The organism is Xylophilus sp. GOD-11R, from assembly GCF_033546935.1.
Classification (GTDB): Bacteria; Pseudomonadota; Gammaproteobacteria; order Burkholderiales; family Burkholderiaceae_C; genus Xylophilus.
Window position 1 is genome coordinate 168,139 of sequence record NZ_CP137854.1, and the last position, 21,695, is coordinate 189,833.

Below are 21,695 nucleotides of genomic sequence, written 5' to 3' on the forward strand. Positions count from 1 at the left end.
GCAACCCTTTATGCCTGATGACCATAGCGAGTTGGTACCACTCCTTCCCATCCCGAACAGGACAGTGAAACGACTCCGCGCCGATGATAGTGCGGGTTCCCGTGTGAAAGTAGGTCATCGTCAGGCTATTACAGCCCGCAATACCCCCCAGTCGTAAGATTGGGGGGTTTTGTCTTTTTACGGGCGCAAGGCGCCGAATCATTCAATTAGGCGATTGATGGCGCCCATGAGGTGAATGCTTGTCTGCGACTGCGACTGCGACTGCGACTGCGACTGCGCTGGGGTGCGCTGAGCTGAGCTGATCGCTCTGGATGACCGTCGACCACTCAAAACAACTGGCCGCTCAGATTTGATCTAACTTCGTGAGAACCTGGGTTGATCGTGAGGTGTCTCTCGGGCAGCCGATCCGACGAATCGACGCGACCTGTTTGGCTCAATTCGCCATCACCTCACCGCCCGGATCGATACCTCCAAGCCTCAGCAGCGCCTCATCGCGCCAGTACGCCAGTGCGGAAAAATACCCCTCCCACACGCACCCGTTGCACCCCCGCCCGCAGCAACCCGTCGGATGCGCCGGCGGCGACCTGAAGTCCACCACGCCCGCCAGCGCCAATCGCGCCGACACTATCTCTATCAAACGGTCCGCCGAATGAGCGTTGGTCAGGACGGGTAGGTTCATGGCCGTCTAAAAGGTGGGAGTGGCTGGGCGTTTGGATCGTCTGATTGGACCAAAGGTATGGTGGCGGGAGCAAGGTCCTCGCCAGCACAGAGGCAGGTGCCACGCCGTCATATTGGGTAAGCAAGCACGATACATAAAAGACAGCGCAGCATTTCTCGGCATTCATCCATCGATCGAAGCATGGCTCTGCCCCTTGTCCAATGGATTTGCTCAAAAATCAGTCAAGCAAGGGCCAGCGAGGACGATGAATGGCTGGCTACGCGCTTGATGTAGCGCGGCACCTATTGGCGGGCCCACCAAACTCAACATCAAAATCAGCGCAATATCCGAGTTGCAACGTTAGTAGAGGAAGCCGACTTTTGCGGCCTGGAAATCGGGCGTTAACCTCAATGCTCCAACGTGCCCTCCGCAAAACCGAACCTCGAACGCTGAAAGCAGCGTGGTGGCACATAGAAGATCATCGCGGGGGCGACCGCTGGCCGTTAGCAGCACCAAGCTAAACCGACAATGCCCGTCCACCAACGAACACCTTCAACTCTCCCGCACGAAAAGCGGTCCAGGTCTCATTCTTGGTCAGTGGTGCGGTCACGATCACAGCGACTTGGTCGTCGGCCGAAGCATGGTCGGCAAAATCCACCGTCATGTCCTCATCGGCCAACTCCGCCAACGTGAACGGGAAGCGGCGCTCCAGGTAGTACAGTTGCGTCGAAGCATGCGCCCACAGGGCTTCGCCATTGGACAGCAAACAATTGAAGGTACCGAATCTGGCGATCTGCGGCATCAGTTCCTGAAGCGTCAACGTGAGTTCACCGACTGACGGAACTGATGCATGTGATTTCGCCAACTCCTGCATGAGCCAGCAGAACGCACGCTCGCTATCGGTGGTGCCCACCGGACGAAAGTTGGCGTGGAGTTGAGGGGCGAAGCTGTCCAGATTGCCGTTGTGCGCAAAAACCCAGTACCGACCCCAAAGTTCGCGAACGAAAGGATGACAGTTCTGCAGGTTGACGGCACCCTGAGTGGCCTTGCGGATGTGCGCAACGACGTTCCGGCTCTTGATGGGATATCTGCGGATCAACTCCGCGATCGGGGACTCCGCCGCCGGCAGGTGGTCGACGAAATGTCGCAGCCCCCGGTCTTCGAAAAAGGCCACGCCCCAGCCGTCCACATGGTCGGCCGTGCGCCCGCCGCGTTGCGCGAACCCGGTGAAGCTGAAGGTCGCATCCGTCGGGTTGTTGCAATTCATGCCGAGCAATTGGCACATTGGTCGGCTTCCTCGCCGTCTATTCGCGCGGTTCGGACCACAGCTTGCCGCCCGTGGCCCAGTTGTGGCGAGCCACGTCCGTGATGAGGATGTCGACCGACTCGGGCTTGCCGCCGAGCACCTCGACCGTCACACGGGTGATCTCTTCGACCAGTTTGCGTTTCTGTTCGACCGTGCGGCCTTCCATCATTTCGATGTGATAAGTGGGCATTGGATAGGTAAGAAATCTGAAGTTCAGGACACCGAGGCAGCACACGCTTTGCAGATGCAAGCAAGGCCGCGCTCAGCTGCCGGGATTCGCGCCAGAACGGCCGGCGCGATTCTGCTGGTGCGACACCAGCAGTCGAGGCGCGAAGCGCATGCGGCCGGATTCGCACCCGGTTGTGCGCAGCCATTGAGTCGTCCGCACAACGGACAAACCGCCGCCTTGTCGCCCAGGGGGGCATCATCGGCTAGGGGCGACTCAGGCATCCGGAGAGTGTATCCACCGCCGCCACGCGATGTCAGGCGCCCGCCGCCTTGACCTTCAGGCGCCAGGCGTGCAGCAGTGGCTCGGTATACCCGCTCGGCTGCTCGATGCCCTTGAAGACGAGATCCTTGGCGGCTTGATACGCCGACGACGCCTCGAAACGCCCGGCCATCGGCTGATAGAGCGTGTCACCGGCGTTCTGCCCGTCCACGACGGCTGCCATGCGACGGAAACTGGCGTCGACCTCCGCCGCCGTCACCACGCCGTGCAGCAGCCAGTTCGCGATGTGCTGGCTGCTGATGCGCAGCGTGGCGCGGTCTTCCATCAGGCCGACGTTGTGGATGTCCGGCACCTTGGAGCAGCCGACGCCCTGGTCGACCCAGCGCACCACGTAGCCGAGGATGCCCTGCACGTTGTTGTCGATTTCCTGCCGCTTGTCCGCCTCGGACCAATTGGTGTTGGGCGCGACCGGAACCTGCAGCAGGTCAGCCAGGATGGCGTCGCGCTGTGCGGCCACATCGGTCTTTTCCATTTCCTGCTGGATCGCGGCGACGTCTACCTGGTGGTAGTGCAGCGCGTGCAGCGTAGCGGCGGTGGGCGAGGGCACCCAGGCGGTATTGGCGCCGGCCTTGGGGTGCGCGATCTTGGCCTTGAGCATGTCGGCCATCAGGTCGGGCATGGCCCACATGCCCTTGCCGATCTGCGCACGTCCGCGCAGGCCGCAGGCCAACCCGACCAGCACGTTGTTCTTTTCGTAGGCGGCGATCCAGGGCGTGGACTTCATGTCGCCCTTGCGCAGCATGGCGCCGGCCTGCATGGCAGTGTGCATCTCGTCGCCGGTACGGTCGAGGAAGCCGGTGTTGATGAACGCCACCCGGCCGGCGGCGTTGGCGATGCAGGCCTGCAGGTTGACGCTGGTCCGGCGCTCTTCATCCATGATGCCGAGCTTGACCGTCTCGGCCGGCAACCCGAGCAACTGCTCGACGCGGCCGAAGAGCTCGTTGGCGAAAGCGACTTCCGCCGGCCCGTGCATTTTGGGCTTGACGATATAGACGCTGCCGGTGCGCGAGTTGCCGCGGCGCTTCAGGTCGACCAGCGCGATGGTGGTGGTGACGACGGCATCGAGGATGCCTTCCGGAATCTCACGGCGGCCATCCCACAGGATCGCCGGGTTGGTCATCAGGTGGCCGACGTTGCGCAGGAACACGAGCGAGCGTCCGTGCAGCTTGACGGGTTGCCCATCGGCGCCGGTGTATTCGCGGTCCGGGTTCAGTCCGCGCACGAAGGTCTTGCCGCCCTTGGATACCGACTCGGTCAGCGTGCCGTCGAGGATGCCCAGCCAGTTGCCATAAGCCACGACCTTGTCGTCGGCATCCACCACCGCGACCGAGTCTTCCAGGTCGAGGATGGTGGAAAGCGCCGCTTCCAGCACCATGTCGCTCACGCCGGCGGCGTCGCTTTTGCCGATGGCGGTGCTGCGATCGATGCGGATGTCGATGTGGATACCGTGGTGCTTGAGCAGGATCGATGACGGTGACGCCGCATCTCCCTGAAAACCCACGAAAGCCGATGGCTCACGAAGGCCGGTTTCGCCGGCGGATGTGCGCACGACCAGCTTGCCGGCCACTACCGTGTAGCCGGTGGCGTCGGCATGCGAGCCCTGTGCCAATGGCACCGATTCGTCCAGGAACTTGCGGGCGAAAGCAATGACCTTGGCGCCGCGCGCCGGGTTATAGCCGGCGCCCTTGTCGGCGCCATCGGTTTCGGGAATGGCATCGGTCCCGTAGAGCGCGTCGTACAGCGAACCCCAGCGCGCGTTCGCCGCGTTCAGCGCATAGCGGGCGTTGAGGATGGGCACCACCAGTTGCGGTCCGGCCTGCTGCGCGAGTTCGGCATCGACGTTCGCCGTCGTGGCGCGCACGCCGGTCGGCTGCGGCACCAGGTAGCCGATTTGTTCCAGGAAAGCACGGTAGGCCGGCATGTCCGTGATCGGGCCGGGGTGCGCCTGGTGCCAGCCATCGAGGGCGGTCTGCAAACGATCCCGCTCGGCCAGCAGGGCCGCGTTCTTCGGTGCGAGGTCGTGCACGATGGCATCGAAGCCCTTCCAGAAGACATCGCTGTCCACGCCGGTGGCCGGCAGGACGCGGTCTTCGATGAATCGGAACAGCGGTGTGGCCACCTGAAGCCGGTGGCGGGCGATGCGTTCGGTCATGTCGGGCTCTCGTGATGAGGATGGTCAAAAAATCGGGAATGCGGGGCCGCGGAGTGGCGGTTGATCATTACTTTATTCCAACTCTTGGGCAGCATTAACAACGGAAATTCCCCTTTTTATATGACCTGGATGCGCCTAATAATTCGCGCATGGACAAATTCAAGCAGGTCGAGACCTTCGTCTCGGTCGCCCAGCGCGGCAGCCTGACTGCCGCGGCGCGGGCCGAGGGCGTGGCCTCGGCCGTGATTGGCAGGCGGCTCGACGCATTGGAAGAGCGCCTGGGCGTGAAGCTGCTGCTGCGCACCACGCGGCGCCTGACGCTGACGCACGAAGGATCGAGTTTCCTGGAGGACTGCCAGCGCGTTCTGGCCGACCTGGCCGATGCCGAAGCCGGCGTCAGCGCGGGCGGCCTGCGCGCCAGCGGGCATCTCCGCATCACGGCGCCCGCGGGCTTCGGCCGTCGTTATGTCGCGCCGCTCCTGCCGCGCTTCCAGGCCGAGCATGCCGGCCTGCGCTGCTCGCTCAATCTGGCCGACCGGGTGGTCGACCTGACGGCCGAGGGTTTCGACTGTGCGGTGCGCGTGGGTGATATGCCGGACTCGTCGCTGGTCAGCCTGCGACTGGCCGACAACCGGCGGCTTTGCGTCGCCACGCCGGATTTCCTGGCGCGCCACGGCACACCGGCGCATCCCGACGATCTCGCCCGCTTCGCCTGCCTGACCCTGTCCAGCGATGCGTCGCAGACCCGTGGTTGGGCGTTCTCCGTGCCGGCGTCCGACGGCGGTCGGGCGGCGGAATTCCTGCGGCCCGCCGGTTTGCTCGACTGTTCGGACGGCCAGGTGCTGCACGACTGGTGCCTGGCCGGACACGGCATCGCCTGGCGCAGCATCTGGGAAGTGCAGGACGACATCGCCGATGGCCGCCTGACCGAAGTGCTGGCGGAATTCGCTGCGCCGCCCAACGGCATCTACGCCGTGGTGCCGCAACGCAAACACCTGCCGCTGCGGGTGCGGCTGTGGATCGACTTCCTGCGCTTCCACTACGCCCGCGCCACCTTCTGGCAGACGCCGGCGTAGCCGACAATCGCGCATCCGTCTTCGACGCCACCAGCCAACGCACCAGCCATGGTCCTCGAATCGCTCCTCGCCTACCTGCACCTGCTGGCCATCCTGACGATGGTCGTTTTCCTCGCCAGCGAGGCCGCGCTGTGCCGCAGCGAATGGCTCAATGCCAAGGTGGTGGCGCGGCTCGGCAAGGTCGACATGGTCTACGGCATCGCCGCCGTGGTGGTGCTGGCCACCGGCGTGGCGCGCATCGTGTGGGGTGTCAAGGGTCCGGCCTATTACGGCGGCAACTGGTTGCTGCACGCCAAGGTGGCGCTGTTCATCGTGATCGCGCTGATCTCGATCAAACCGACGATCGTGATCCGGCGCTGGGTCAAGGCCCAGAAGGCAGGCGCCGGGCTGCCCGCCGAGGCCGAGGTGAAGGCCACGCGTCGGCTGATCATGGTCCAGGCGCACCTGCTGCCGCTGATCCCGTTGGCGGCCACTTTCCTGGCCCGGGGCTTCGGCGCACGCGGCTGACAGACGGCTCGGCGCAGCGGGCAGCGGACCGGCCCGTAGAATCCCCGCCCATGCTTTCCGTCAAACAAGACCTGCTCTCGGCGCTCGCCGCAGGGCTGGAAACCCTCATGCCCGGCGCCGCCGATCGCGCCGCGTTCGAACTCCCCAAGGTTGCATCGCACGGCGACCTCGCCGTAACCGCTGCGCTCCAGTTGGCCAAGCCGCTCGGGCAGAACCCGCGACAGCTCGCCGAAACGCTGCGCCAGGCGCTGTTGGCCGCACCGGCCTTCGAGCGCTGGACCTCGGCGGTCGAGATCGCCGGCCCCGGCTTTCTCAACATCCGCCTCAAGCCCGAAGCCAAGCAGCAGACGGTGCGTGAAATCCTCGCCGCCGGACTGTCGTACGGCGGCCAGCCGGGCACCGGCGAGAAGGTGCTGGTGGAATTCGTCTCGGCGAACCCGACCGGCCCGCTGCACGTCGGCCACGGCCGCCAGGCCGCGCTCGGCGACGCCATTTGCAATCTGCTCGCCACCCAGGGCAAGGAGGTGTGGCGCGAGTTCTATTACAACGACGCCGGCGTGCAGATCGGCACGCTCGCCAACAGCACCCAGCTGCGCGCCAAGGGCCTCGAGCCGGGCATGGAAGGCTGGCCCGAGGCCGCCTACAACGGCGACTACATCGCCGACATCGCCCGCGATTTCCTGGCCGGCAAGACGGTCGCCGCCGACGACCGCAGCACCACCGCCAGCGGTGATGTCGACGACCTCGAATCCATCCGCGAATTCGCCGTGGCCTATCTGCGCCGCGAGCAGGACCTGGACCTGAAGGCCTTCCAGGTGCGCTTCGACCAGTACTACCTCGAGTCCAGCCTCTACACCAGCGGCCGGGTCGACGCGGCGGTGGGCAAGATGCGCGAATCCGGCAAGACCTACGAACTCGACGACGCGCTGTGGCTGAAGTCCACCGACTTCGGCGACGACAAGGACCGCGTCATGAAGAAGCGCGACGGCACCTACACCTACTTCGTGCCCGACGTCGCCTATCACCTCGCCAAGTGGGAGCGCGGTTTCCACACCGTGGTGAACATCCAGGGCACCGACCACCACGGCACCATCGCCCGCGTGCGCGCCGGCCTGCAGGCCGCGTCGGGCGTGGACGGCCTGGGCATTCCGGCCGACTATCCCGCCTACGTGCTGCACACCATGGTGCGGGTGGTGAAGGGGGGCGAAGAGGTCAAGATCAGCAAGCGCGCCGGCAGCTACGTCACCCTGCGCGACCTCATCGAGTGGACCAGCAAGGACGCCGTGCGCTTCTTCCTGCTGAGCCGCAAGCCCGACACCGAATACACCTTTGACGTCGACCTGGCCGTGGCCCAGAACAACGACAACCCGGTCTACTACGTGCAGTACGCCCATGCGCGGATCTGCTCGGTGCTGGCTGCCTGGGGCGGCGCGCGCGAGTCTCTGGCGCAGGCGAGCCTCGCGGCGCTCGACACCCCCGCCGCGCAGGCGCTGATGCTGCAGCTGGCCAAGTACCCGGACATGCTGGCCGCCGCTGCCCGCGACTTCGCGCCGCACGACGTCACCTTCTACCTGCGCGACCTCGCTGCCGCCTATCACAGCTACTACGACGCCGAGCGCATCCTGGTGGACGACGAACCCGTCCGGCTCGCCCGACTGGCGCTGGTCGCCGCCACGGCGCAGGTGCTGCAGAATGGTTTGGCGGTGCTGGGCGTGTCGGCTCCGGCCAAGATGTGATGAAAACACAGGGAATACGCGTGTCTCCAGTCCGTCAATCCAGGCGCCAGTTCGGCGGCACCTTCCTCGGCATCGTCATCGGCGTGGTGCTCGGCCTGGGCGCCGCCTTGGCGGTGGCGGTGTACGTCACCAAGGTGCCGATCCCCTTCATGAACCGCAACTCGACCCGCGGTGCCGAGCAGGACGCGCTGGAAGCGCAGAAGAACCGCGACTGGGATCCGAATTCGGTGCTCGGCAAGCGCGCCGCTGGCGGCAAGCCGGCGGTGGGCGTCGGCAGCGTCGCGCCACCCGGTGCCGCCGCCGGTGTGGCCACGCCACAGATTCCCGCGGCCGACCCGACGATCCCGGCTGCGCCCGCCACAGCGACTGCTCCGGCCACGGCGGCCGGCCGGCCCGCTGCACCGGCATCGTCGGATCCGCTCGGCGATCTCGCCCGCGCGCGTTCCGCCGCCGCACCTTCGAGCGCCAGCACGGCCGCCACGACACCGGCGCCCGGCAACGCAGAGGCCTTCGAATACCTGATCCAGGCCGGCGCCTTCCGCACCGAGGCCGATGCCGACGCGCAACGCGCCCGGCTGGCCATCATGGGATGGGAAGCCCGCGTCAGCGAACGCGAGCAGGCTGGCCGCACCGTCTACCGCGTGCGCATCGGCCCATTCACGCGACGCGACGATGCCGAACGCTTGAAGGACACGCTGGACGGTTCCGGGATGGAGTCGACCCTGGTGCGCGTACAGCGCTGAACTTTTTTACGTCAGAAGCTCTCTGACGGGCCCAAGGAGCGCCTTTTCATGGATTTTTTCTCACGTCTTGATCGCCGCGAATTCGTCGGCACCACCGCCGCCCTGATCGGTGCCGCGGCCTTGCCCACGCTGTTGCCGCAGGCGGCCTTCGCCCAGTCGGCCGCCCCGCAGGCCGGCAAGGACTACATGGTGCTGAACAAGCCGGCCTCGGTCGAAGCACCGGCCGGCAAGATCGAAGTGGTCGAGTTCTTCTGGTACAGCTGCCCGCACTGCAACGCCTTCGAGCCCGCCTTCGAGCGCTGGGCCAAGGCGGTGCCGGCCGACGTGGTGGTGCACCGGGTCCCGGTTTCCTTCCGCGACGACTTCCTGCCCCAGCAGAAGCTCTACTATGCGCTGGAAGCCATGGGCAAGGTCGATGAACTGCACGTGAAGGTGTTCAACGCGATCCACGTCGAGCACCTGCCGATCAACCGCGACGGCACCATCATCGACTGGGTCGCCAAGCAGGGCGTGGACAAAGCCAGGTTCACCGAAACCTTCAATTCGTTCTCGGTCAATGCCAAAGCCCGTCGCGCCACGCAGTTGCAGGACCAGTACAAGGTCGAAGGCGTGCCTGCCCTGGGTATTGCCGGGCGCTATTACACCGACGGCCAGATGTCGGGCAATATGGACCGCGCGCTGCAGACCGCCAACTTCCTCATCGCCCAGGCCCGCAAAGGCACCTGAGTCGCCGCATGCACGGATGGCGATGCCCGCTCCGGCGGGCATCGCCGTTTTGACGCCGGCCGCGCGGCGTGCCGAGCAGGCACCGAATCGCGCGGGCGACAATGGCTGTCCCAATTTGGGACAAGGCTTGCGGCGATGGAGCCCGTACTAGCCCGTACAATGCCTGCAAGATTCGTGCCCCTATGAGAAAAATCAACGCCGTTTTACTTCCGCTGCTTTTCTGCACCGTATTTTTCTCTGGAGCCGCGCAGGCGGAGAAAGCGGATCGCACCAAGCCGATGAACGTCGAGGCCGACGCCCTGCGCCACGACGACCTGGCCCAGACCAGCATCTTTACCGGCAACGTGGTGCTCACCAAAGGCACCATCCTCATCCGCGGCACCCGGCTGGAGGTTCGGCAGGATCCCGACGGCTACCAGTTCGGTGTCGTCACCGCCGATCCCGGCAAGCGGGCGTACTTCAAGCAGAAGCGCGACACCCAGGCCGGCGCTCCCGACGAATACATCGAAGGCGAAGGCGAAGTCATCGACTACGACGGCAAGCAGGACCGGGTGCGATTCACCCGCCGCGCCGAAATGCATCGCCTGCAGGGCAGCACGACGATGGACGAAGTGCACGGCAACGTCATCGTCTACAACAACGTGACCGACGTCTACACGGTCGATGGCAGCCCCAACTCCGGCGGTGCGGCGGCGGCCAGCGCCACCACGGGCGCGCCTGGCGGCCGGATCCGCGCGGTGCTGTCGCCACGCGGCCAGCCGGCCGACGTGCCGGCGGCCGCTCCGGGCGCAGCGCCCGCGCTCCGCACCACTCCTTCCATGGGCGGAACCAAGCCTTGAGCGACACCGTGAGCGACCCCCGCACCGCCCCTGCCGGCGCCCCCGCCGTCAGCCGGCTCGAAGCCAACCATTTGCGCAAGGCCTATGGCAGCCGCACGGTGGTCAAGGACGTTTCGCTGTCGGTGCAGAAGGGCGAGGTCGTCGGCCTGCTCGGCCCCAACGGCGCCGGCAAGACCACCTCGTTCTACATGATCGTCGGCCTGGTGCGCTCCGACGCCGGCGACATCACCATCGACGGCCAGCCGGTCAGCAACCTGCCGATCCACCGCCGTTCGCGGCTCGGGCTCTCGTACCTGCCGCAGGAAGCGTCCATCTTCCGCAAGCTCAGCGTGCAGGAAAACGTGCGTGCCGTGCTGGAACTGCAGGAGGACGAGAACGGCAAACCGCTCGGTCGGGCCGCGACCGAAGAGCGCTTGAACGCGCTGCTGGCCGACCTGCGTGTGGAGCACCTGCGCGACTCGCCCGCCATGGCGCTGTCCGGTGGCGAGCGCCGCCGGGTGGAGATCGCCCGGGCGCTGGCCACTAACCCGCGTTTCATCCTGCTCGACGAGCCCTTCGCCGGCATCGACCCGATCGCCGTGATCGAGATTCAGCGAATCATTGGATTCCTCAAGGAGCGTGGCATCGGCGTGCTGATCACCGACCACAACGTGCGGGAGACGCTGGGCATCTGCGACCACGCCTTCATCATCAGCGACGGCCGCGTGCTGGCACAGGGAACGCCGGAGCAGATCGTCGACAACGCCGACGTGCGTCGGGTCTACCTGGGCGAACACTTCCGCATGTGATGGGTTTCCGGCAGGCGTCGCGTTTCATGTTTTCGCCAGTCTGCCCACCGGTGGCGGCCACCTCGGCTTTCGGCAGCGCATCGCGCGCCACACAAAGGGTCTTCGGTTGAAACAAGGGCTTTCTCTTCGCGTTTCGCAGCATCTGGCGCTCACGCCGCAGCTGCAGCAGTCGATCCGGCTGCTGCAGCTGTCGACGCTGGAGCTGAGCCAGGAGGTCGAGCAGATGCTCGACGAGAACCCTTTCCTCGAAGTCACCCACGAGGAAGCCGCGCGCGAGGAATTCGGCGTGGCGCAGGCCGACACGCCTGCGACGGCGGCGGAAGAGGAAGGCTTCTACGCCGGCGCCGAGAACACCGCCAGCACCGCCACCACTAGCGAAGCCTCGGGCGACGGCGACGGTGACGGTGGTGTCGAATCCGAGCCCAGCTGGGAAGGCGACGGCGGCACCGAAGTCGTCGCCGACGACGGCGAATGGGGCGGCGACGCGCCCGCCCGCCAGAACAACCTGGGCGAAGACGGCGAGGTCGACGCCACCGAACTGGCGCGCAGCCAGGAGTCGCTCACCGCCTTCCTGCACCGACAGGCGCTGGCCCTGCGCCTGTCGCCCGAAGACAGCGCGGCGCTGCGATTCCTGATCGAATCGCTCAACGACGACGGCTACCTGGAGGACTCGCTGCCGTCGCTGGCCCTGGGCCTCGCCGGCCACGGCGACGACGCGATGGAGGAGGTCGAGGACCTGGTTCAGCGCTTTACCGTCGCCCTGCGCCTGCTGCAACACCTGGAGCCCGCCGGCGTCGGCGCGCGCGATCTGCGCGAATGTCTCACGCTGCAATTGCGCGCTATGCGCGAAACCGGCGTCGGACAGCCGGCGCTGGTCGCCGCCGCACTGGCGATCTGCGCGCATCCCATGGAATTGCTGGCCCGCCGCGACGTCAAGCGCCTGACGGCCGCCTGCAACCTCGACGAGGAAACCGTGCGCGCGGCCATGGGCCTGATCGCCCGGCTCGAACCCAAGCCCGGCCGGCGTTTCGTCGATGTCGAACGCAACATCGTCATACCGGACGTGCTGGTGCAAAAGATCGGCCGCGGACCGCAACCGCGCTTTCGCGTACAGCTCAACCCCGACGTGATGCCGCGCCTGAAGGTGCACGACATCTACGCCAGCGCGCTCAAGCAGCACAAGGGCGAAGGCAGCGCCGCCCTGCAGCAGCGGCTGCAGGAAGCGCGCTGGTTCATCAAGAACATCCAGCAGCGCTTCGACACCATCCTGCGGGTGTCCAACGCCATCGTCGAGCGGCAGAAGAACTTCTTCGTGCACGGCGAACTGGCCATGCGACCGCTGGTGCTGCGCGAGATCGCCGATGAACTCGGCCTGCACGAATCCACCATCAGCCGGGTGACCACGGCCAAGTACATGTCGACGCCCTTCGGCACTTTCGAGCTCAAGTACTTCTTCGGCTCCGCTCTGGGCACCGAAACCGGCGGCAACGCGTCAAGCACCGCGGTGCGGGCGCTGATCAAGCAGTTCGTCAGCTCGGAAGACCTGCGCAAGCCGCTGTCGGACAGCCAGATCTCCGACATGCTCAAGGAGCAGGGCATCGAATGCGCGCGCCGCACGGTGGCCAAGTACCGTGACGCGCTGCGCATCGCACCGGCCAATCTGCGCAAGTCGCTTTGAGGCGTCGGCAAGCCGTCCAGCTCGGCCGCAGGCGGGTAGGGGAGTCAAAATTGACGATCAAGCCGCTTGATTGGCAATTTTTGATGAAATTCGAATCGTGCACCGCCCAGCTCGAGCCCGCATCGCAAGCGGTGGTCAACCGAGCCAGCGCTCGCGGGCACGCCCGCTGGCGCGCGCCTTACCGGCGATGCCCCCGACTTCTCACCGCCAGCGTGCGCCGATGCAGCGCCGGCGTCCGGCATGCGCGACTTCGTGGCGCGCCGTCGCCGCGCTATCACGGCCTGATCAGAACTTGCCCAGGCCTTTCAGCAGGGTCTTGCCGGTCTCCTGCGGGTTCTGGCGCATCTTCGTTTCCTCGCGGCCGACGTAGGTGAAGATGCCGTCGGACGTCTTGCCGGTGACGTAATCGGTGAGCTTGTCGTCGGTGAAGCCGACGGCCGAGAGCTGCGAGGTCTGCTGGAGCACGCCGCTGTTGGCCAACGCGGTCTTGACCAGCGGCCTGAGCTGCGCCGCGATCTCCGGGCCGGTGCTCTGCTTGAGGTATTCGGTGGCACCGGTGCTGTCCTTCAGCATGCCGGCGGCGTCCTTCAGCGTGGCCCGGTCGATGGCGGCGCGGAAAATCGGCTTGGCTTTCGAGGCCGCCTCCTCGGCAGCGCGGTTGAGGCTGCCGTTGATGTCGCCGGTCAGCCCGGTCTTGCCGGCGAGGTCCATCAGCTTGCCCATGCCCTTGCCGCTGGCGCCGGGCAGGCCGATGCGGATCGCGTCGTCCGCCGAGAACGCCCCGGGCTTGGCGAGCTGGTCGAGCGCGTTGTCGGAGGCCTGGCCGAGCATGCTCTTGATGGCCGAGCCGCCGGACTGGGCGGCGGCCGGCAGGCTGATCGTGGCGATCGACAAAACGGCGGCGGCGGCCGCGAGGGTGTGGCGCAGATGCATGGCGTGCTCCCGGTGGATGGCCGGCCATTGTGAACGCCCCCGCGGCCCGGGCCCCCGGCGGCCCGCGTATCCTCGGGGGCTCCCATGAACCAGTTCCAACTCTTTCTGCCCTGCGCCGCCGGCGTGGAGGGCTATCTCGCCGACGAGGTCCATCGGCTCACCGGTCTTGCCGGCATGGACCTGCAGACCCTGCGCGGCGGCGTGCTGGCGCGGGCCTCCTGGCGCGACGCGATGGCGCTCAACCTGCACAGCCGGCTCGCCCAGCGGGTGCTGGTGCAGCTCTCCAACACGCTCTACCGCAACGAACGCGACCTCTACGAAGCCGCTTCCGGCGTGGCCTGGGAGATCTGGTTCACCACCCGCCAGAGCTTCAAGATCGAAGTCACCGCCCAGCACAGCCCGTTGCAGAGCCTGAATTTCGCCGCCCTCAAGATCAAGGACGCCGTCGCCGACCGTTTTCGCGACAAGACCGGGGTGCGGCCGGACGTGAACACCCAGTGGCCCGACGTGCGTATCCACGTACACCTGACCACCGACCGCGCCACGCTCTACATCGACACCTCCGGCGAGCCGCTGTTCAAGCGCGGCTGGCGCGAGGACAAGGGCGACGCCCCGCTCAAGGAAACCCTGGCCGCCGCCATGATCGCAGCCAGCGGCTGGGATCCCCACGGTGCCGACCCGCAGCCGCTGTATGACCCCTGCTGCGGCAGCGGCACCATCGCCATCGAGGCCGCGCAGATCGCCTGCCGCATTCCGGCCGGCGCCCATCGCCGCTTCGCCTTCGAGAAGCTGCTGCCCTACCAGGCGCACGTGTGGACCGCACTGCGCGACGAGGCCGAGGCGGCGGTCTGCGAGCCCCCGGTGCCCGTGTTCGGCAGCGACGTGTCGCACCGCATGGTCGACTTCGCCCAGCGCAACGCCGAGCGCGCGAGCGTGGCGGCCGCCGTCGAGTTTCGCGGTGGCGACGCCCTGCAGCGCATGCCGCCGGCCGAGCGCGGCACGATGCTGCTCAACCCGCCCTACGGCGAGCGCATCGCGGTGGCGGGCGTGGCCGGCCAGCGCGCGGGCGACGTGGCGCGGCAGTCGCGCGAAACCGCGCTCACCGAGGACGGCGGCGACTTCTTCCCCGCGCTTGCCACCCACTGGAAACGCAACTTCGCCGGCTGGACCGCCTGGATGCTCACACCCGACGCCAAGCTGCCCGGCCGCATGCGCCTGAAGGAATCGCGCCGCGTGCCCATGTGGAACGGTCCCATCGAATGCCGGCTGTTCAAGTTCGACATGATCGCCGGCTCGGCGCGCAACCGCCCGCCCGCCGACTGAGCATGGCCGCCGCGCCGCTGGTGCTCGACACCAACATCGTGCTGGACGTTTTTGTCTTCGCCGACCCGGCCGCCGTGCCGGTGCGCGAAGGCCTGGTGGTCGGCCGGCTCGACTGGATCGCCACGTCGCCGATGCGCGTCGAGCTCGAACGGGTGCTCGGCTATCCGCAGATCGTGCCGCGCCTGGCCTTCTACGGCCTGGCCGCGTCCGACGTGCTGGACTGCTTCGACCGGCATGCGCGGCTGGTGGAGGTCGCGCCGCGCATCGGTTTCTCCTGCAAGGATCCGGACGACCAGCCGTTCATCGACCTGGCCGCCGCCCACTGCGCGCAACTGCTCAGCAAGGACCGCGCGGTGCTGTGCATGCGCAAGCGGCTGGCAGGACTGGGCGTGGTCGTTGGTACCACCTTCGACGATCCGGCGGTGAACCCGCAAAAGCTGTTGCCCGCACGGCGCTGAGGGCGCGTTCGTTTCAGGCCGATGGCGGCGCCGCGTCGGACGACAGCCACGCCGCACCCGCGCGCAGCGCGTCGGCCGCATCGCACAGCGCCAGCGCGACGGCAGCGTCGCCCACCTGTCGCGCCAGCTTCAATGCCTCGTCGGCCGCACGTGCGGGGTCGGCGGCAAAACCTTCCAGCATCCGCCAATCGGCATCCGGCAGGCGTCGGCCTTCGCGCAGCCACGCCAGCGAGGCGCCGAAACCGAGCGCGGCCAGCAGGCCCGATGCCGTGGCACCGTCGCGGCCGGACCGCTGCAGTTCGGCCAGCAACTGCAGCGCGCGGCGCGAGGCGCCGGTCTGGCGGCGCCCGATGTCGCGGCGCAGGGCGCTCGCGAGGGCCTGCAGCCGCGCGCCGCCGCGTTCGGGCACCAGCAGCAGGCCGGCGGCCACCAGCGCGGCGGCCAGCGCCAATGCGGCCGAGCCGCTCAGGATCTCGCTGGCCGAATGCGCCGGTAATCCACCTGCCTGGCTGCCCAGCATGAAACACATATTGGCGTCGAGTGCCGGCATGGCGGTGCGCGGATGCACCCGTGCCAAAGCGCCGATCACGATGAAGGGCACCACACTGGCGATCAGCCCGATCGGCCCGCCCACGTGCGGCTGGATGACGAAGCGGTAGAGCGTGGCGGCGACAACGCCCGCGAGCACACCGACCAGCAGCTTCGGCGCCACCACCCGGGGTGTCGGCAGCGAGCCGAGCACCATCGAGAAGATGCAGACGCCGAGCGCCATCAACTCGCCGGCCGGCCCGCCCGATAGCAGTCCGACCAACGCCGCGACGAAGGTGGCCAGGCCCGCCAGCGCGCCGCGCGCCCGGGCGCGCTGCCAGTCACGCGGCTCGGCCAGTTGCGGCTGCGACACGGCGGCGGGCCGGTCGTCGAACAGGGCGTTCTCGGCCTGGACGATATGGCGCATGGCGTCGCGCAGACGGGCTTCGGGGCCTTCGGCGCTGTTGGTCGACCAATCGGCGTCATGCCCGCCCCATCGGTCCGCCGGCCCGTCGCGCAGCGCCTCCGATTGCGCCTGCAAGCGGGCCGACAGCGCCCCATCGACCGCATTGCCGCGCAGCAGCCGCGCGCGCAAGGCGACGGCGGCGGCCATCAGAGCCAGGCTGGCCGCCGCCAGCGCAGTGGTGTGCCGCAACCGGCGGTAACCCTCGAGCGAGCCGGCAGCCATGGTGCGCGCCAGGGCTTCGGTGTCGGCGATTTCGAACAGCGTGCGGCGCTCCAGGTCGAGATCTTCGGCGGTGCAGCGTCCGGCCACGGCATTCGCCGCGCAGGCGGTGGCGTCGGCGGCCATGCGACGCACCCGCAGGTAGAAGTCGTGGCGACGGGCCGCCGGCGTGAACCAGCCGGTCACCAGGGTCACGGCCAGCACGCCGATCAGGGTGCATTCGATGCGCGCGATCGCCAGCGGCAGCAGCAGCGCTTGCCCGGCATGCAGGCAGGGCAGCACGACGACGGCGGTCGTCATGCCGGCGAGCATGGCGCCGTAGCTCTTCACGCCGACAAGCAGATGGGTGAGTCCCGCCATCGCCGCGACCCACAGGCCGAGCGCCGCCAGCAGCAGCACCGGCTCGCGCGTCACCGCCAGCAGGCCCAGGCCGAAGCCGGCGCCGGCCAGCGTGCCGAGCAGTCGATAGACGCCGCGTTCGATCAGCAGCCCGCGTGAGGCCTGCGCCACCACCCACACCGGCATGGCCGCCCAATAGGCGTTACGCACGTCGAGCAGTGCGGCGACGGAGAAGGCGAGGATCGCGGCGAGCGCCATGCGGGCGGCCTGGCCGAGGCGGGGGCGATCGAATGCGGTGAAGAAGGCCGCGATGGCAGGGGCAGGAGTCGTCAAGGGCGGTTTCGTCGAACGCGGAACCGAGCCCGCATGCAAAGATGGTGCCGCGACCCGCGACCTTCCGGTCGCCGGCTTGCATCCTGTTGGTAAACCGGCGCGCGCCGCCGCCTGCGATCAGCCTTCCAGCAAGGCCCAGGCGGCGCGGGCGCGTTGCAGGTCGCGGCCCCAGCGCCGGTCCTGCGGCAGGCGGCGCAACCAGCGCATGCGGCGCGCGCTGTCGGCCACCAGACCGCGCATGTGCGGCGCCCGCCGGGCCAGCCACTCGCGCCAGGGCGCGCGCGCGGCGTCCAGCTGGCCGGCTTCGAGCAGGTAGACCGCGCTGGAATGGACATAACAGAGGATGTCGCGCAGCTGGCATTGGCTCAGCGGCATGCTGGCCTGCGGGTCGTCCTCGAAGTCGACATAACCGATGACGCCGTCCGGGCAGCGCACCAGATTGCGCGCAAAACCCTGGCTCAGGCAGGTGCCGACGGCGTGCACCCGGGCGGTCGCCTGCAGGCCCTGGCAGAAGAGGTCGAGCACCCGCTGCGGATCGCCGGCGGTGTATGCGTTCATCTCCTCGGCCAGCGATGGCGTGTGCTGCCCGGGCCGTCCGAGGTGCTCCATCAGAAAGCCCTCGGGCAATTCGGCCAGCACCGCTGGCACCCGCAGGCCGCGCGCGGCCAGTTCGCGCAGGCGGCGAGCCTCGGTACGCACCGCCTGTTCGCCGCCGGGGTTGGGCACCGGCGACAGCGCCGGCAGCTGCACCGCGCGCGCCAGCAGTCCGAGCAGCCAGAAATGCCAGCGCGGCCGCGCCGAGACGCTGCGCTTGACCCACACCTGCTCGCCGCGCCACACATGGCACTGCACCGCCTCTGTCTGGGTCGACAGGCACTGGCGCAGGAAGTCCGTGGCTTCGCGCAGGCTGGCTTCCACGGCGTCGCCGGTCTCGAATTCGTAGTCGGATGGCAGGTTCACGTGGCAATGCTAACCATGCCCGCCGACCCCGCCGGCATTGGCCCCGCCGCCGGCTGTGGCGTCCGTGGTTTTTTCAGCTGTTCCAGATGTTGGTCATGTTGGCCGGCTGCACCGGCCAGTTGGCCCAGTAGCGAATCCAGTCATAGGCCCACCCGTCGCCGGTGTTGTCGCGCGGATCGTGGGCCTCGTCGCGGTCGAATACCCGGCGCCGCAGCATTTTCGCCTCGCGCATCCGCTGGGTGATGGTCTGATACTTGACTTCTTCCAGCTCCTCGATTTCCGCGATGGGATTGTGTTGCCATTCGCCTCCATCGATGCGGAAGATCATGCCGCGCAGTTCAAGCTTTCGGTATTGCCCGTACGCTGGTCGGTTTTGGCTGAAAGCTTCCTGATAGCGAATTTTGGTGATTTCTTCCGGCTTGTCTTCATTGCGGTTGACCTGGGCCTGCGACGCGTATTCCCAGGCGGTCGAGACGGAGGGGTCGACATGCTGGTGCGCCCGCGGCGCGTACTTCAACGCGTTCTCCAGCGCCCTCGGGCCGACGAAGGTCACGACGCCGTCGATGCAGAAATGCGTCAGCTCGGCCGTGTTGGGAAACTCGCTCGGCTGGCGCGGGCCCATGATCTTTTGCGTGCCGGGTTTGTAGAAATTCATGATTTCCTCGGCCGACAGCCAAAGCGCGTTCGCGCGGCGGGCGTCGATGCCGGCGAGGCGGCGGTCGCCGATGAAATCCATGACACGTTCGCGCAAGGCGGGCAACCTGCTTTTGAAGTGTTCGATGGCCATTCCTTCGGACAGCGGGCCACGGGCGGCGGTCGCGGCGTTCTCGAGTTCAGCCTGGATGAATGTGCGGGCGTCGGCCTTTTCGTCGTAAAGCGCATCGGCCGGGATCAGTTTGTGCAGGTCGGCGCGGGCTTGGCGCAATACCCGAAAGAAGTGGCCGACCGCCGCCACCCGGCGATCGAAATCGCCCAGGTCCTGCTCGGTACGCTGGCCGGCGGCGGTGTCGTGCCAGGCGACGTCCGCCGGCTCCACGGAGGCGTTGGTCGGCACGGCCAGCGCCTCGGCGGCGCGTGCACGGGCGCGCTGGGCTTCGGTGTAGACAATGCGAAAACGGTGGGGATATTCCCGGGCGCGGGCGCGCTGCTCACGGCCCTCCTGGGTGGGCGGGCCCTGCAGCGCGCGCAGGGCGCTCAACATCATGTCGAAATAGGTCTGCACGCCTTCGACAACCGAGGCGCAGAGCAGAAAGTTCTCGTCGGCGGGCTGGGTGCCGTTGGCCGCATGCGGCGGTGCGAAGTCATCGGTATGCGACCGATGGGCGGCACGCTCCACGACCAGTTCGGCCAGCGGACCTTGCCAGGCCTGGTCGGCAACCGGCGCGATGGTGTTGTTTGCGCTCGGCGGCGGCCTCCAGCCGCTGGGTGCCGCCAAGCCCGAAAAAGCCTGCTGGGCCAGGAGGGCCTGGGTGACGAAAAAGGAAGGACTGAACCACTTCACAGGGCGCTCCGAACGGCAAAGCGGCCATCATTTCGATCGCCGCCTGCTGGTGGAATTCGCTTCGCGAACGCCTTCGCGCCCGTCCGAACGGGCGTGGCGTCAGGGGTCGATGCGCGGTGCCAGCACGGCCGTCGCTACCGTAGCGCCGGCGTGCTGTGGTGCGTGTCCGGGCACTGGCTCCCGCGCGCGGAAACTCTCGGCCGAGGCCAGCGGCCAGTACAGGCGGAACACGCTCGGCAGCTCGTCGAGCGGGCCGAGCAACGCGCCCGGCGCCACCTGCAGGATGAGGTTGGACAGCAGGCGCACCTCGGTGTCGGTGAGGCGGCGCACGATGTGGTGGGCGGTGATCTGCTGCGGATGCTCCAGCCCGGCGGCCTGCACCAGTTCCTTCAGCGCCTCGAGCGTGTGCTGGTGGAAGCGCGCCACGCGGTCGGCCTTGTCGGGCACCACCAGCGCCTGCTGGCGGCGCGGGTCCTGGGTGGTGACACCGGTCGGGCAGTTGCCGGTGTGGCAGGTCTGCGCCTGGATGCAGCCCAAGGCCAGCATGAAGCCGCGCCCGGCGTTGCACCAGTCGGCGCCCAGCGCCATGTAGCGCGCGATGTCGAAGGCGGTGATCACCTTGCCGGCGCAGCCCAGGCTGATGCGGCCGCGCAGGCCCACGCCGATCAGCGTGTTGTGCACCAGCTGCAAGCCTTCGGCCACCGGCGCGCCGACGTGGTCGGTGAACTCCACCGGCGCCGCGCCGGTGCCGCCCTCGGCGCCGTCGACGACGATGAAGTCCGGCGTGATGCCGGTCTCGAGCATGGCCTTGACCAGCGCGAACCATTCCCAGACATGGCCGAGGCAGAACTTGAAGCCCACCGGCTTGCCGCCCGACAGTCGCCGCAGTCGGGCGATGAAATGCATCATCTCGATCGGGGTGCGGAAGGCGCTGTGCGAGGCCGGCGATACGCAGTCCACCCCCACCGGCACGCCGCGCGCCTCGGCGATCTCGGGCGTGACCTTGGTGCCCGGCAGGATGCCGCCGTGGCCGGGCTTGGCGCCCTGGCTGAGCTTGATTTCGATCATCTTCACCTGCGGCTCGCGGGCGTTGGCGATGAACTTCTCCTCGCTGAAGCTGCCGTCGTCGGCACGGCAGCCGAAATAACCCGAGGCCACTTCCCAGATCAGGTCGCCGCCGTGCACCCGGTGGTGGCGCGAGATCGAGCCCTCGCCGGTGTCATGGGCGAAACCGCCGAGTGAAGCGCCCCGGTTGAGCGCCAGGATCGCGTTGGCCGACAGCGAGCCGAAGCTCATCGCCGAGATGTTGAACACGCTGGCCTGGTAGGGCTGGGTGCAGGGCTCCAGCGAGGCCGGCGTGGAGCCGGGCTTGCCGCCGATCCAGACGCGGAAGTCGTGGCTGTCGAGCCGGGTCGGCGACATCGAATGGTTGATCCATTCGTAGCCCTGGTGGCCGGTGTCGAGCTGGGTGCCGAAGGGCCGGTTGTCGGGCTCACCCTTGGCGCGCTGGTAGACCAGCGAACGCTGCGCCCGCGAGAAGGGCAAGCTCTCGGTGTCGTTCTCGATGAAGTACTGCCGAATCTCCGGCCGGATGAATTCCAGCGCGAAACGCAGGTGGCCGATGACCGGGTAGTTGCGCAGGATCGCGTGCTGGGTCTGCACCAGGTCACGCAGCCCGACCACGCTCAGGGCGGCCGTCACCCCCACGCCCAGCCACCACCACGGGCTTTCGAGGTAGTGCAAGGCCAGCAGCACGGCGAGGGCCAGCACGCACACGCCGAAGGCGGCATAACGCAGCGGATACCGGCCGAGGCCGCGCCGGGCGCCGTGGAGCGTGGCGCGCGGCTGCGCGGGGGGAACGGTGGACATCGGGGGTCTCCTGGTCGGCGCCGGTAAAATTAACCTTCTTCGCGCGATC

20 protein-coding genes and 1 rRNA gene are annotated in these 21,695 nt (G+C 67.5%); 11 read left to right on the forward strand and 10 right to left on the reverse strand.

Annotated features, from left to right (window positions below):
- Positions 1 to 13 precede the first annotated feature (13 nt).
- Positions 14 to 126: ribosomal RNA gene (gene rrf / locus R9X41_RS00790) — 5S ribosomal RNA — on the forward strand.
- Between the two features lie 307 nt (positions 127 to 433).
- Here rrf and R9X41_RS00795 read toward each other — a convergent pair.
- The 5 genes from R9X41_RS00795 to R9X41_RS00815 form a co-directional block, all read right to left on the reverse strand.
- Entirely contained in the window at positions 434 to 679 is a 246-nt protein-coding gene (locus R9X41_RS00795) for an oxidoreductase-like domain-containing protein (RefSeq protein ID WP_318633008.1), read from the reverse strand.
- 496 nt (positions 680 to 1,175) lie between these two features.
- The gene (locus tag R9X41_RS00800) at positions 1,176 to 1,943 is read right to left on the reverse strand and encodes a class II glutamine amidotransferase (protein ID WP_318633009.1); all 768 of its coding nucleotides are present in this window, start codon (positions 1,941 to 1,943) and stop codon (positions 1,176 to 1,178) included.
- 19 nt (positions 1,944 to 1,962) lie between these two features.
- The gene (locus tag R9X41_RS00805) at positions 1,963 to 2,154 is read right to left on the reverse strand and encodes a 4-oxalocrotonate tautomerase (protein ID WP_318633010.1); all 192 of its coding nucleotides are present in this window, start codon (positions 2,152 to 2,154) and stop codon (positions 1,963 to 1,965) included.
- A 23-nt stretch (positions 2,155 to 2,177) separates the two neighbouring features.
- Positions 2,178 to 2,414, reverse strand: a complete 237-nt coding sequence (locus R9X41_RS00810) for a cysteine-rich CWC family protein (protein ID WP_318633011.1) — start codon at positions 2,412 to 2,414, stop codon at positions 2,178 to 2,180.
- Between the two features lie 32 nt (positions 2,415 to 2,446).
- Positions 2,447 to 4,624: a malate synthase G gene (locus R9X41_RS00815; protein ID WP_318633012.1), complete on the reverse strand. Its 2,178-nt coding sequence runs from the start codon at positions 4,622 to 4,624 to the stop codon at positions 2,447 to 2,449.
- Between the two features lie 149 nt (positions 4,625 to 4,773).
- Here R9X41_RS00815 and R9X41_RS00820 point away from each other — a divergent pair, with 149 nt between their 5' ends.
- From R9X41_RS00820 to R9X41_RS00855, 8 genes are all read left to right on the forward strand, one after another.
- Entirely contained in the window at positions 4,774 to 5,700 is a 927-nt protein-coding gene (locus R9X41_RS00820; RefSeq protein WP_318633013.1) for a LysR family transcriptional regulator, read from the forward strand.
- Positions 5,701 to 5,748: 48 nt separating this feature from the next.
- The gene (locus tag R9X41_RS00825) at positions 5,749 to 6,207 is read left to right on the forward strand and encodes a DUF2214 family protein (RefSeq protein ID WP_318633014.1); all 459 of its coding nucleotides are present in this window, start codon (positions 5,749 to 5,751) and stop codon (positions 6,205 to 6,207) included.
- Between the two features lie 50 nt (positions 6,208 to 6,257).
- Positions 6,258 to 7,943 (forward strand): arginine--tRNA ligase, encoded by a 1,686-nt coding sequence (gene argS / locus R9X41_RS00830; protein WP_318633015.1) that lies wholly within the window; start codon positions 6,258 to 6,260, stop codon positions 7,941 to 7,943.
- 20 nt (positions 7,944 to 7,963) lie between these two features.
- Positions 7,964 to 8,686, forward strand: a complete 723-nt coding sequence (locus R9X41_RS00835) for an SPOR domain-containing protein (protein ID WP_318633016.1) — start codon at positions 7,964 to 7,966, stop codon at positions 8,684 to 8,686.
- 48 nt (positions 8,687 to 8,734) lie between these two features.
- Positions 8,735 to 9,412: a thiol:disulfide interchange protein DsbA/DsbL gene (locus tag R9X41_RS00840; RefSeq protein WP_318633017.1), complete on the forward strand. Its 678-nt coding sequence runs from the start codon at positions 8,735 to 8,737 to the stop codon at positions 9,410 to 9,412.
- Positions 9,413 to 9,594: 182 nt separating this feature from the next.
- Positions 9,595 to 10,251, forward strand: a complete 657-nt coding sequence (gene lptA / locus R9X41_RS00845; protein ID WP_318633018.1) for a lipopolysaccharide transport periplasmic protein LptA — start codon at positions 9,595 to 9,597, stop codon at positions 10,249 to 10,251.
- A gap of 8 nt (positions 10,252 to 10,259) precedes the next feature.
- On the forward strand, positions 10,260 to 11,039 hold the full coding sequence (lptB, locus tag R9X41_RS00850) for an LPS export ABC transporter ATP-binding protein (RefSeq protein WP_318633019.1): 780 nt from the start codon (positions 10,260 to 10,262) through the stop codon (positions 11,037 to 11,039).
- A 106-nt stretch (positions 11,040 to 11,145) separates the two neighbouring features.
- Complete coding sequence (locus R9X41_RS00855) at positions 11,146 to 12,717, forward strand: RNA polymerase factor sigma-54 (protein ID WP_318633020.1); 1,572 nt, start codon at positions 11,146 to 11,148, stop codon at positions 12,715 to 12,717.
- A 285-nt stretch (positions 12,718 to 13,002) separates the two neighbouring features.
- Here R9X41_RS00855 and R9X41_RS00860 read toward each other — a convergent pair whose 3' ends face one another.
- Positions 13,003 to 13,650 carry a DUF4197 domain-containing protein gene (locus R9X41_RS00860; RefSeq protein ID WP_318633021.1) on the reverse strand — a complete coding sequence of 216 codons (648 nt, stop codon included), beginning with the start codon at positions 13,648 to 13,650 and terminating at the stop codon, positions 13,003 to 13,005.
- Between the two features lie 84 nt (positions 13,651 to 13,734).
- On the opposite strand from R9X41_RS00860, the gene R9X41_RS00865 reads away from it, so the two are divergent.
- Together R9X41_RS00865 and R9X41_RS00870 are read left to right on the forward strand one after the other, a co-directional pair.
- Entirely contained in the window at positions 13,735 to 14,973 is a 1,239-nt protein-coding gene (locus R9X41_RS00865; protein ID WP_318633022.1) for a THUMP domain-containing class I SAM-dependent RNA methyltransferase, read from the forward strand.
- Between the two features lie 2 nt (positions 14,974 to 14,975).
- Positions 14,976 to 15,431, forward strand: coding sequence for a PIN domain-containing protein (locus R9X41_RS00870; protein ID WP_318633023.1), 456 nt, complete (start codon positions 14,976 to 14,978; stop codon positions 15,429 to 15,431).
- Positions 15,432 to 15,444: 13 nt separating this feature from the next.
- Here R9X41_RS00870 and R9X41_RS00875 read toward each other — a convergent pair whose 3' ends face one another.
- The 4 genes from R9X41_RS00875 to R9X41_RS00890 all read right to left on the reverse strand — a co-directional run bounded on the left by R9X41_RS00875 (position 15,445) and on the right by R9X41_RS00890 (position 21,646).
- Complete coding sequence (locus R9X41_RS00875) at positions 15,445 to 17,316, reverse strand: FUSC family protein (RefSeq protein WP_318633024.1); 1,872 nt, start codon at positions 17,314 to 17,316, stop codon at positions 15,445 to 15,447.
- A 117-nt stretch (positions 17,317 to 17,433) separates the two neighbouring features.
- Positions 17,434 to 18,276 carry a BUD32 family EKC/KEOPS complex subunit gene (locus R9X41_RS00880; protein ID WP_318633025.1) on the reverse strand — a complete coding sequence of 281 codons (843 nt, stop codon included), beginning with the start codon at positions 18,274 to 18,276 and terminating at the stop codon, positions 17,434 to 17,436.
- Between the two features lie 73 nt (positions 18,277 to 18,349).
- Positions 18,350 to 19,612, reverse strand: coding sequence for a hypothetical protein (locus R9X41_RS00885; protein WP_318633026.1), 1,263 nt, complete (start codon positions 19,610 to 19,612; stop codon positions 18,350 to 18,352).
- A gap of 264 nt (positions 19,613 to 19,876) precedes the next feature.
- Positions 19,877 to 21,646 (reverse strand): FMN-binding glutamate synthase family protein, encoded by a 1,770-nt coding sequence (locus R9X41_RS00890; protein WP_318633027.1) that lies wholly within the window; start codon positions 21,644 to 21,646, stop codon positions 19,877 to 19,879.
- Positions 21,647 to 21,695: the final 49 nt, after the last annotated feature.